This window comes from Ruegeria sp. PrR005 (genome assembly GCF_010500245.1).
In the GTDB taxonomy this organism is placed as follows: domain Bacteria; phylum Pseudomonadota; class Alphaproteobacteria; order Rhodobacterales; family Rhodobacteraceae; genus Ruegeria_B; species Ruegeria_B marisflavi.
On record NZ_JAAGOX010000043.1, the window covers coordinates 243,248 to 254,483 of the forward strand.

An 11,236-nucleotide genomic window follows, 5' to 3' on the forward strand; every position below is an offset into this window, starting at 1 on the left:
ATGGAAGCGCTCCTTGCCTCTGCCGTGGGTGTCCTGACTGCCGCCGGCATCTTCCTGATCCTGCGCCGCCGGACCTTCCCGGTCATTCTCGGCCTGTCGTTGCTGACCTATGCGGTCAACGCCTTTCTCTTTGCCACCGGGCGGCTGGCGCTGAATGCACCGCCGGTCCTGAACAAATACGAAGAGGTTGCCTATACCGACCCGCTGCCGCAGGCGCTGGTGCTGACGGCGATCGTGATCTCGTTCGGGATGACCGCCGTCATCGTGATGATCGCGCTCGGCGCCTATCTGTCGTCCAAGGACGACCGCATCGACATGAAGGCGCATGACAGCGTCGACGCCGCACCGGGAGAGGACGCATGAACCATTGGATCATCGCCCCGATCGTGTTGCCCGCACTGCTGGCGCCCTTCATCATCATGGTCCTGCGCTATCACCTGGACCTGCAACGTATCTTCTCGGTCGCGGGAACCGTCGGCCTGGTGGGGATCGCGCTGACCCTGACGGCGCAGGCCGCAGGCGGCGAAATTCAGGTCTATGAACTGGGTAACTGGCCCGCGCCCTTTGGCATCGTGCTGGTGCTCGACCGGTTGTCGGCCTTGATGGTTCTGCTGACCTCACTGCTGGCGCTGGCGGTGGTGCTCTACGCCATGGGATCGGGATGGGACAAGCGCGGGCGCCATTTCCACCCGTTGTTCCAATTTCAACTGATGGGGGTTTGTGGCGCCTTCCTGACCGGGGATGCGTTCAACCTTTTCGTGTTCTTCGAGGTACTGCTGATCGCATCCTACGGTCTGATGATCCATGGCGGTGGCCCCGTCCGGTTCAAGGCCGGGGTGCAATATGTCACCTACAACCTGCTCGGCTCGACCCTGTTCCTGTTCGCGCTCGGCACGCTCTATTCGGTGACCGGCACGCTCAACATGGCCGATCTGGCGGTGCGGGTGGCCGACCTGCCGACCGAGGATACCGCCCTGCTCAGGGTCGGCGCTGTGCTTTTGCTGCTGGTTTTCTGCATCAAGGCTGCGGTTCTGCCGCTGCATTTCTGGCTGCCGGCCAGCTATTCCCTTGCGCCGATGCCAGTGGCTGCGCTTTTTGCGATCATGACCAAGGTGGGCGCCTATTCCATCCTCCGGATGTACACGCTGGCCTTTGGGCCTGATGTGGCGATCACCCAGGGGCTGGCCGGAGACTGGCTGCTGCCAGCGGCGCTCGTCACGCTCGCCATCGGCGCAGTCGGGATCCTGGGCACGCAGCATATCGCACGGATGGTCGCATTTGCCGCCATCGCCTCGATGGGCACGCTGCTGATCGCGGTGTCGCTGTTCACACCCCAGGCCACGGCGGCGGCTCTATACTACGCCGTACATTCCACACTCGCCGCCGGGCTGATGTTCCTGATCGCCGATCTGGTAATCGAACGCCAGGGCGGCCGCATCGACGGCATGACACCGATGCCGCAAAGCGGGCTAATCGCCACGCTCTATTTCATCGGGGCCATCGCGCTGGCGGGCATGCCACCCCTGTCGGGGTTCGTCGGCAAGCTGCTGGTGATGGACGCTGCCCGTGACGCAGGCGATTTCACCGCGATCTGGGCGGTGATTCTGGTCAGTTCCTTCATCACCATCGTCGGGCTCGCGCGGGCCGGATCGCTCATCTTCTGGCAAAGCCACGATGCCCGCCACAACAACGAACCTGACCCAGAAAACGAGGACAAGGTGATCCACCTGCCGCCCCCCGAACCGATGCCGGTCCTGACCTTTTCGGCCGTTTTCGGGCTGGTTGCCGGGCTGATCGGACTGACGCTGTTTGCCGGCCCCTTGATGGAATACACAAGCTCAATGGCCGAACAGCTCTATACGCCGGACCACTATATCGACGCAGTCCTGAAGGGAGGCGAGCAATGAAACTGTTGCGCCGGGTGTTCCCGCACCCGCATCTCACCATCCTTCTTACGATCGTCTGGGTGCTGCTGGCAAACGCGCCGTCGCTTAATTCGGTCGTGTTCGGCCTGATCCTCGGGATCGTGATCCCGTTCATCACCCAGCCCTATTGGCCAGACCGCCCGATCCTGCGGAACTGGCCGATGGTGGTGGAGTACATCCTGGTCGTTCTGTGGGACATCGTGGTGGCGAATTTCACCGTCGCCCGAATCATCCTGTTCAAACGTGATGCCGACCGGCAGCCGAACTGGGTCTGCGTCCCGCTCGAACTGCGCAGCCCCGAGGCGATTACCGTGCTGGCGGGTACCATCACCATGACCCCAGGAACTGTCAGCTGCGACCTGTCTGCACAAGGTCACAACCTGTTGGTGCATTGCCTGGACGCCCCCGATCCCGACGCGGTGCGCGACGAGATCAAGCACCGTTATGAACGCCGCCTGAAGGAGATTTTCGAATGATCATCATGGACTATGCGATCTACTTCACCTTTGCCTGTTTCGGGGCGGCCGTCATGATGTGCCTGTGGCGGATCATCACCGCTGACGGGGTTGGCACTCGGGTTTTGGCGCTGGACACGATGGTAATCAACACCATCGCCCTGATGGTTCTCTACGGCCTGCTCTTGGGAACCGAGATCTTTTTCGAGGCGGCCATGATCATTGCCATGCTGGGCTTTGTCTCGACCGTCGCCTATGCGCGCTTCATGCTGCGCGGCAACATCATCGAGTGAGGGCGACATGACAGAATTCTGGGAAATCGTCATCGCCTTCTTCCTGATCATTTCGGGCATCTTCGGCTTTGTCGGCTCGTTCGGGATGATCAAGCTCAAGGATCCGATGTCGCGCCTGCATGCACCGACCAAGGCGACCACACTGGGCGTGGGCGGCGTGCTGATCGCCTCTATCCTCCACTCGCTCGCATTGGAGCATCGGCTGTCGCTGCACGAGTTGCTGATCACGCTGTTTCTGTTCCTCACGGCGCCGGTCACAGCCCTGTTCATTGCCAAATGGCACATTCACCGGCATGAAACGCCGGACAGCCTGCCCAATGCGGGCGAGGATGGCAAATGGGCAACCCATGCGGTACAGACCGACGAAGAGATACCCGACCACACGGCGACCTGAGTAAATGCACACCCCTCCCCTGCCCCGCACCCGCGACCTTGTTCTGATCGGGGGCGGGCACACCCATGCGCTGGTGCTGCGCAAATGGGGGATGATGCCGCTGGCGGGTGTCCGGGTGACGGTGATCAATCCCGGCCCCACCGCCCCCTATTCCGGCATGTTGCCCGGCTTTGTGGCAGGCCACTATGCGCGCGGCGATCTGGATATCGACCTTGTACAACTGGCCCGGTTCGCCGGGGCCCGGGTGATTCTGGGCGAGGTGCAGGGCATCGACCTGAACCGGCGCGAGGTGCTGGTGCCTGGGCGCCCACCGGTCGCTTTTGATATCGCCTCGGTCAACGTCGGCATTACCTCGGCGATGCCGGACCTGCCCGGTTTCGCGAAGCATGGTGTTCCCGCCAAGCCGCTGGGGCCGTTCGCCGCTCGCTGGGCCGAGTACCTTGCCGGCGAAGGCCCGGCGCAGGTGGCGGTGATTGGGGGTGGTGTGGCCGGGGCCGAACTGGTGATGGCGATGGCCCACGCCCTTCGCGCCCGCAACCGCACGGCCGAAGTGGCGCTGATCGACAATTTCCGGGTTCTGGGCGCCATGGGCGACAAGGCGGCCGCACGGGTGCGGCAGGCCATGAAATCCCTTGGCGTGACCCTGGTCGAGGGGACGGAGATCGCGCAGGTGCAGGCAAAGGGGGTCGAACTGGCCGATGGCCGGATAATCCCGGCCCGGTTCGTGACTGGCGCCGCCGGGGCACGCCCCTATCCATGGATGGCCGATAGCGGCCTGGCCACCCATGACGGGTTCATCGCCGTCGATGCGTGTCTGCAAACCAGCGATCCGGCCATCTTCGCCGCTGGCGATTGCGCCCACCTGTTGGACAGCCCCCGGCCCAAGGCGGGGGTTTATGCCGTGCGCGAGGCGCCGGTGCTCTACGATAACCTGCGCGCCGCCTTTGGCGCGGGTAACATGCGCCCCTATCGGCCACAAAGGGATTATCTGAAACTGATATCTTTGGGCAGCAAGGCAGCCCTGGCCGAGAAATGGGGCATGGTGTTCTCAGGGCCTCTGATGTGGCGGTGGAAGGACCGGATCGACCAAACCTTCATGGAGCGTTTCCGTGACCTGCCGCGCATGGGCCAGCCTGCCTTGCCAGAACTCCATGCCCAAGGTCTGATCGAAGCGCTGGGGGACAAGCCGCTCTGCGGCGGATGCGGCGCCAAGGTCGGACGAGCGGCATTGCGCGCGGCCCTTGCACCGCTGCCCGGCGCAACTCGGGGCGACGTGACGCCCCTGCCCGGCGACGACGCGGCCTTGCTGACCACGGGTGGGGTGCGCCAGGTCATGACGTCGGACCATCTGCGCGGGCTGACCGAGGACCCGGTGTTGATGACCCGGATCGCGGCCCATCACGCGCTGGGCGATATTTGGGCCATGGGGGCCGAGCCGCAGGCGGCCACCGCGACGGTGATCCTGCCCCGGCTATCGCCCGAATTACAGCAGCGCAGCCTGACCGAGATCATGGCGGCCGCGACCGAAGTGATGCGCGACGCCGGGGCGGAAATCGTCGGCGGCCATAGTTCCGTCGGCGACGAGTTGACCATCGGCTTTACCCTGACCGGGCTTTGCCAACGCGACCCGATCACACTTGCCGGCGGGCGACCGGGTGACGTGCTGATCCTGACCAAACCCTTGGGCAGTGGTGTGCTGATGGCGGGTGAGATGGCCGGACAGGCCGCGGGCGTTGATGTAGCGGCCGCCTATGGCTGGATGACACAGGGACAGGGACAGGCCGCGCAGATCCTGCGCGGTGCCCATGCGATGACCGACGTGACCGGTTTTGGCCTGGCCGGACATCTCCATGGCATTTGCGAGATGTCTGGTACCGGAGCAGAGATCGACCTGGAAGCCGTGCCGGTGATGCAGGGTGCGCTGGAACTGTCGCAGGCGGGGGTGCGCTCGTCGATCTTTGGTGAAAACCGGATGCTGGTGCCGGAATTGCCCGCAACCGGCAAGGCGGCGTTGCTGTTCGACCCGCAAACCGCAGGCGGATTGCTGGCCGCTGTCACGCCGGAAGAGGCGACCCCGCTTCTGGAGCAATTGCAGGTGGCAGGGTATCCGGCGGCGATCATCGGGCAACTGTCCGAGGCACCGGGTTTGCGGCTCAAGTCCTGAGGCGCCGCCGCCGCCATGGCCTTACGGCGCATCCTCGGAGTATTTCTAGCGAAATAAAGGGGTTATACTGCGTGTAGTGACGGGGTTCGGTTCAGTGCCTGAGCAACGTCACTGGCCGCCTGGGCGATCCCCTCAACATCCAGCGATCTCGCAGAAACGGTGGCCAGGTGGTCGGTTTCGTGTGACCGGCGGGATTTCAGGTAAGCGGGGTCGTAATGCTGCTGCATCAGCGCGCGGGTCACGCCCGCCTTGTCGCCCGCGGCGATGAGCTGCAACCAGCCGTCCACCACCTCGTGACCGCGGTGATAGCGCAGCGGGTCGAGCTTGGCGATCAACGTCTCAGCGTCCGACAGGATGTCGTCATAGGCCGCTGTCAGATAGGCCGTGCGCGCCGCGATCGGGGCCTCAATCTCGATCCGGGGCGCGGCGCAGAGGGCCGACCAGAGACTGGGTGGCAGGATCCGCTCGCCGATCTTGGAGCTTTCCGCCTCGACCACCACGGGGCGGGCCGGGTCAAGCGCGCAGAGTGCACCAGCGAGCCTTGATTCAAAGGCTTTCTGGCTGGGCTGCCCGCCGGGACGGCCGCCCAGCAGCGAGCCACGGTGATTGGCAAGTGCTTCGAGATCAAGCACTTGTACGCCATGGTCTGGCAGATGGCCCAGGATTTCGGTCTTGGCGGTGCCGGTGAACCCGTCAAGCGCCACCAGCCGATGCGGCAGCGGATCATCGTAGAGATAGCGGTTCACCAAACGGCGATAGGTGCGATAGCCGCCCGCGATGACCTCGGCGCGCCAACCGATCTGTTGCAGCACCCAGGTGAAGGAGCCGGAGCGTTGGCCGCCGCGCCAGCAATAGACCAGGGGGCGCCAGGCGCCGTCGTGGTGGCTGAGGCTTTGTTCGACATGCGCGGCGGCGTTACGGAACACCAGCGCCGCGCCCAGCTTGCGCGCCAGAAACGGGCTCTGCTGTTTGTAGATGGTGCCGACGCGGGCGCGCTCCTCGTTGTCCAGTACCGGCAGGTTGATTGCACCGGGCAGGTGATCCTCGGCATGTTCGGCCGGGCTGCGGACGTCGATCACGGTGTCGAAGCCGTGCGCATAAAGCTGGGGAAGCGTGGTGAATTCGAGAGCCATGCCCCCGTTTAACGCGCTTTGTACAAATCCGAAAGGTCAGGTCGAAATGGGCTCGATCAACTGCGGGCCGCTGGCGCGATTGGAGTTGACCTCCACCCCAACTCTATGAAATTGCAATACTTCTTCACCCCCCGGCTGCATCAGCCGGGCGGCGCCGTGGCCTGCCTCGCCCAGCCAGAGCGGCCAGTCGGCGGCTTCGAGAATCAGGGGCATGCGATGGTGGATTTGCGCCAAATGCCGGTTGGCGGCGGTGGTGACGATGGCGCAGGTGGGGCGGCGGTCTTCGTCCTGACCCCAGTCCTGCCAGATGCCGGCGAAGGCGATGGGCGCACCGTCACGGCGATGGATATACCAGGGCAGGCGTTTGCCCTCGGCATCCTTGGTCCATTCATAAAAACCGGTCGCCGGGATCAGGCAGCGGCGGTGGCGGCAGGCGTCGCGAAATGCCGGTTTCTCGGCCAGGGTCTCGGCCCGTGCATTGATCAGCAAAGGCCCCGAATTGACCGTTTTGTACCAGTGCGGAAGGAAGGACCAACCGTTTTGTACAAGCTCCCGGCCCCCCTCGACTGAGCGAATGACATGCACCTGATTGGTCGGGCAGACGTTGTAATTGGGCACCGGCGGCAGGTCGTTGGCAGGGCGCGCCTGGAACAGGCGCGCCATTGCGTCGGTGGGCAGGGTGATGGCAAAACGTCCGCACATGGACGCCAGATTACGAGGCCGCCTGCACCTTGGCCAGCGTCGCCTGCACGATCCGTTCGGCGGATTGCCAGGCGGGCAGCGCCTCGATAGCGGCGATCCAGCGCTGGATATTGGCAAAGCCGTCCAGCGGATAGTGGCACTGCGCGCGCAGGCTGAGGATAGAGACGACCGAGATGTCGGCCAGCGTCACCCCGTCGCCCACCAACCAGTCGCGCCCGGCCAGATGGGTGTCGAGCACCGCCCCGTATTTGGCGGTCTGCGTGGCGGCAGTGTCGAGATCGGCATCCATCTGACCAAAGATATGGCGGCTGATGAAGGGCGAGAGCGCGGGCGTCCAATGTGCCGTCTCCCAATATTGCCAGCGCAGGATGTCATAGCGGATGTCGGATTTCGGCCAGAGCGGCGTGTCGACCTCAGCACAGAGCCGCGCCATGATGGCGTTCGATTCCCACAGCGTGCCGCCGTCCGCATATTCGAGCACCGGCACCTTGGCATTGGGGTTGAGGGCGACAAAGCCGGGGGCGTGCTGCTCGCCGGTGGCGAGGTTGACCATTTCAAGCGGCAGGTCCAGACCCAGATGGGCGTTGACCACAAGCACCTTGCGGGAGTTCGGAGACGGGGGAAAGACATGCAGTTTCATGGGGCACCTTTTATTTAACCCTTTTGTTAATTACCCTATCGCCCTGCCCTGCGTCAACCCGCTTGTCCCTGGGGCGTGCGGCCATTGCGGCGCCGCGTCTTGCACCGTAAACCTGTGCCCATCCCGCATCAGAGGCAGGTTTCGATGCAAAACGACATCTCGCAGGCGCTGCGCGCCGTTCAGAGCGGCGATTTCCGCACCGCGCAGCGGCTGGCCCGCAAGGGGCTGAAGGCTGACAAGGTGCATCCCGGCTGGATGAACATCGCCGGAATCGCCGAATGCGGCATGGGACGGCCCAAGGCGGGGCTGCCGCATTTCCAACTGGCGCTGAAACTGGCGCCCGATTTCCACGAGGCGCGGCGCAATCTGGCGCAGACGCTGCTGCTGCTGGGGCGAGCCGAGGAGGCGGTGGGGCATTTGCACCGGATGACTCAGGCAAACCCGCAGGACGATGTCGCCTGGGCCCTGTTGGCACAGGTCGAGATGGCGCGGGGTGATGGTGCGGCGGCACGGACGGCGGTGGACCGGGTCATAGCCCTGCATCCGGGGCAGGCACGCGGGTATTTGCTCAGGGCGCGGCTGTTGGGACAGGTGGGCGAGGAGGCGGCGGCGCTGGCCGATCTGGAACGGGCGGCAGAGCTGGAACCGGGCAATGTCGAGGCACAGATCGCGCTGTCGCTGCCGCTGGCGCGGGTCGACCGGCCCGATGCGGCGCGCGCGGCGGCGGAACGGGCGGTGTCACTGGCCCCGGGGCATGTTCCGGCCCGGCTGGTGCTGGCGATGCGGCTGGTGGAACAGGGAGAGACCGAGGCCGCAAAGGAACAGTACCGGGCGGTGCTGGAGATCGCGCCAGGACAGGCCGAGGCGCTGGAGCAACTGGCGCAGATCAATTCAGGCGCGGAAAACGCGGTGCTGGCCCCGCAGGTGCTGTCGGCGCTGAAGAACGTCGATGACAACGGACCCGCCAGGGGGCAGTTGCATTTTGCGCTGGCCCGGATTGCCGGGCAAGCGGGTGACGAGGACGGGTTTGCCAAACACCTGACCCGGGCCAATGCGGTGATGGCGCGGCTGATGCCCTATGACGCCGGGGCCGATACGCGGCTGAGCGAAGCGCTGATGGCGCGGTTCGAGCCCGGCACGGAAGGCGACGGGCCGGGCGACGGAGTGGCGCCGGTCTATGTGCTGGGCCTGCCCCGGTCGGGTACCTCGCTGACCGAGGCGATGCTGGGCGCGCATCCGGCGGTGCGCCCCCTGGGCGAGCGGATCGCGCCGGGGCGGTTGCTGGCGCCGCTGATCGACGGCGGGCTGCCGTTTGATGCAGGCGCACGAGCGGCATTCCGGCACGGCGAGGCCGAGAGCCTGCCCGCCCTGCCCGAGGGCACCCGGTTCTACACCGACAAGATGCCGGAGAATTACCGGCTGGCCGGGTTTCTGCTGGCGGCACGGGCGGATGCGCGGGTGATCCACCTGCGGCGCGACCCGCGCGATGTGGCGCTGTCGCTGTGGCAGGCGCATCTGGCAGGATCGGCGCTGAACTATGCCTATGACCTGCGGGCCATGGCGCATCGGTTCAACCTTTACGCCCGGATGATGGCGCATTGGCATGCGGTGTTCCCGGGCCGGATCCTGGATCTGGCCTATGAGGACCTGGTGGCGGATGTGGAGGGCGCCAGCCGTCGGCTGGCGGCGCATCTGGGGCTGGACTGGGTGCCCGAAATGGCGCGGCCGGATCAGGCGGCGGGCCAGGTGCTGACGCTGAGTGCCAATCAGTTGCGCCAGCCGGTGCACGCGCGCTCGGTCGGCAAATGGCGCAAGCATGCGGTCCTGCTTGCGCCGTTTCTCGCGGGGCTCGATCCCCGGCTCTGGCCCGAGCTGGGCTGAGCCGGGGCCTGACCGTTACTTCTTGACGATGCGGCCGTCGAGATAGGGCTGGTAGGGCGCGTTGGCAGCGAGATATTCCGCTGTCACATCGGCAAGGTCGGGGCCGAAGTCATAGGCGTTCTTGTCGTCGCCCGAGAACATCGCATAGCCGTCGCCGCCGTTGCGGACATAGTTGTTGGTCACCACCAGATAGCTGCCCGCCGGGTCGATCGGCACATATCCGTCCTCGCTGGCGACCATCACCTCGACGATGCGGCTGCCTGGAGCCTGGGCGCCGTCCCAAGTATAGGTGAGGCCCGAAACCTGCGGGAAGCGGCCCGCGCCTTCCTCGACCTGGCTGACACCGTTTTCCAGCGCCTCGACGATCAGAGCACCGGTGGCCTCGAATGTCGACAGCGTGTTCTGGAAGGGCAGCACGGTCAGCACCTCGCCCATGGTCACATCGCCCGCGTCGATCGAGGCGCGCAGCCCACCCGAGTTGGCGATGGCGATGGTGACACCCTGATCGGCGACACGGTCCAGCATGGCATCGGCCACGAGGTTGCCCATCTGGCATTCCTGCACCCGGCAGACATCGCGATTGCCTTCGATGGCTTCGGCGGCGCTGGCCACGACCTTGTTACGGATTTCCTCCAGCGGCACCGCCAGTTCCTGGATGCGGGCGACGGTGGCTGTATCCTCGGCCACGGCGGCGTCCATGATCAGCGGCTCGCCCACCGCCTCGGTCACGTTTCCGGCGTCGTCAAAGGTAACGTTCAGCTCGCCCAGGAACTTGCCATAGGCATAGGCCTGCACGATCTGCACGCCGTTGACCACGGTTGGATAAGGGCCTGACGCCTTGTCCGAGACATTGGACAGGTAGGTGTTGGAATGACCACCCACGATCACGTCGACGCCGGTCGTTTCCGCCGCGACCCGCTGGTCGGTGCCATAGCCAGAATGGCTGAGCACGATGATCTTGTTCACCCCTTCGGCGGTGAGCCGGTCGACCTCGGCCTGCACGGCAGGCACCGGGTCCGAGAACGAGATATTCGGGCCAGGGCTGGCCAGTTCGTGGGTATCCTCGGGTGTCAGGCCGATGAGCCCGATCTTTTCGCCGCCCACCTCGATCACCGTCGATTTCAGCAGCTTGGTGGCGAGCAACTCCTCGCCGCTGTAATCGGCATTCGACATCAGCACGGGGAAATTCACCGCATCCATGAAGCCGCGTAGCACCTCGGGGCCGTCGTCGAATTCGTGGTTGCCCACGGTCATCGCGTCATAGCCCAGCTTGTTCATGAACTCGGCCGCGACCTTGCCCTTGTAATAGGTATAGAACAGCGTGCCCTGGAACTGGTCGCCGCCGTCGACAAGGATGGAATTGCCTGCACGAGCGCGGGCGGCCTCGACCGCGGTCACCAGGCGGGCGGTGCCGCCAAAGCATTTGCCCTCGGTATTGTCCTCGGGCTTGCAGCCGCTGTCGTACTTGCTGATCGGCTCGAACCGGGCGTGGAAATCATTGGTGTGCAGAATGGTCAGCTTGTAGTCGGCGGCGGCCATGCCCGCGGTCAGGCTCAGCGCCGCGACCGAAGTCAGAAAACGGGTGATCATCGAATTGCTCCCTGTTGTTATTGCCCGCGATGGTGCGCGCGGAATTGAACGGAGTCAAA

11 protein-coding genes are annotated in these 11,236 nt (G+C 64.8%); 7 read left to right on the forward strand and 4 right to left on the reverse strand.

The genetic code is table 11. The annotated features are described in order from the left end of the window. From G0P99_RS18525 to selD, 6 genes are read left to right on the forward strand one after another with little or no spacing between them, the layout of a single operon-like run. Entirely contained in the window at window positions 1–363 is a 363-nt protein-coding gene (locus G0P99_RS18525; protein WP_164131966.1) for a Na+/H+ antiporter subunit C, read from the forward strand. Next, window positions 360–1,907 carry a monovalent cation/H+ antiporter subunit D gene (locus G0P99_RS18530; protein WP_164131967.1) on the forward strand — a complete coding sequence of 516 codons (1,548 nt, stop codon included), beginning with the start codon at window positions 360–362 and terminating at the stop codon, window positions 1,905–1,907. The genes G0P99_RS18525 and G0P99_RS18530 overlap by 4 nt, the downstream gene beginning before the upstream one ends. Next, on the forward strand, window positions 1,904–2,401 hold the full coding sequence (locus tag G0P99_RS18535; protein WP_164131968.1) for a Na+/H+ antiporter subunit E: 498 nt from the start codon (window positions 1,904–1,906) through the stop codon (window positions 2,399–2,401). Before G0P99_RS18530 ends, G0P99_RS18535 begins: the two co-directional genes overlap by 4 nt. After that, a complete protein-coding gene (locus tag G0P99_RS18540) occupies window positions 2,398–2,673 on the forward strand; it encodes a K+/H+ antiporter subunit F (protein WP_203583158.1) in 276 nt (91 codons plus the stop codon). The genes G0P99_RS18535 and G0P99_RS18540 overlap by 4 nt, the downstream gene beginning before the upstream one ends. A 7-nt stretch (window positions 2,674–2,680) precedes the next feature. Continuing rightward, window positions 2,681–3,067 carry a Na+/H+ antiporter subunit G gene (locus tag G0P99_RS18545; protein WP_164131969.1) on the forward strand — a complete coding sequence of 129 codons (387 nt, stop codon included), beginning with the start codon at window positions 2,681–2,683 and terminating at the stop codon, window positions 3,065–3,067. Between the two features lie 4 nt (window positions 3,068–3,071). Then, window positions 3,072–5,231 carry a selenide, water dikinase SelD gene (selD, locus tag G0P99_RS18550; protein ID WP_164131970.1) on the forward strand — a complete coding sequence of 720 codons (2,160 nt, stop codon included), beginning with the start codon at window positions 3,072–3,074 and terminating at the stop codon, window positions 5,229–5,231. Between the two features lie 62 nt (window positions 5,232–5,293). On the opposite strand, the gene mnmH is transcribed toward selD, so the two are convergent. The 3 genes from mnmH to G0P99_RS18565 are packed head-to-tail and all read right to left on the reverse strand — an operon-like array spanning window position 5,294 to window position 7,706. Beyond that, entirely contained in the window at window positions 5,294–6,364 is a 1,071-nt protein-coding gene (mnmH, locus tag G0P99_RS18555; protein ID WP_164131971.1) for a tRNA 2-selenouridine(34) synthase MnmH, read from the reverse strand. 36 nt (window positions 6,365–6,400) lie between these two features. Beyond that, the gene (locus tag G0P99_RS18560) at window positions 6,401–7,066 is read right to left on the reverse strand and encodes an SOS response-associated peptidase (protein ID WP_164131972.1); all 666 of its coding nucleotides are present in this window, start codon (window positions 7,064–7,066) and stop codon (window positions 6,401–6,403) included. Window positions 7,067–7,076: 10 nt separating this feature from the next. Next, the gene (locus G0P99_RS18565) at window positions 7,077–7,706 is read right to left on the reverse strand and encodes a glutathione S-transferase family protein (RefSeq protein ID WP_164131973.1); all 630 of its coding nucleotides are present in this window, start codon (window positions 7,704–7,706) and stop codon (window positions 7,077–7,079) included. 144 nt (window positions 7,707–7,850) lie between these two features. On the opposite strand from G0P99_RS18565, the gene G0P99_RS18570 reads away from it, so the two are divergent. Beyond that, a complete protein-coding gene (locus G0P99_RS18570) occupies window positions 7,851–9,587 on the forward strand; it encodes a tetratricopeptide repeat-containing sulfotransferase family protein (RefSeq protein ID WP_164131974.1) in 1,737 nt (578 codons plus the stop codon). A gap of 15 nt (window positions 9,588–9,602) precedes the next feature. Here G0P99_RS18570 and G0P99_RS18575 read toward each other — a convergent pair whose 3' ends face one another. Next, on the reverse strand, window positions 9,603–11,177 hold the full coding sequence (locus tag G0P99_RS18575; RefSeq protein ID WP_164131975.1) for a bifunctional UDP-sugar hydrolase/5'-nucleotidase: 1,575 nt from the start codon (window positions 11,175–11,177) through the stop codon (window positions 9,603–9,605). Window positions 11,178–11,236 lie beyond the last annotated feature (59 nt).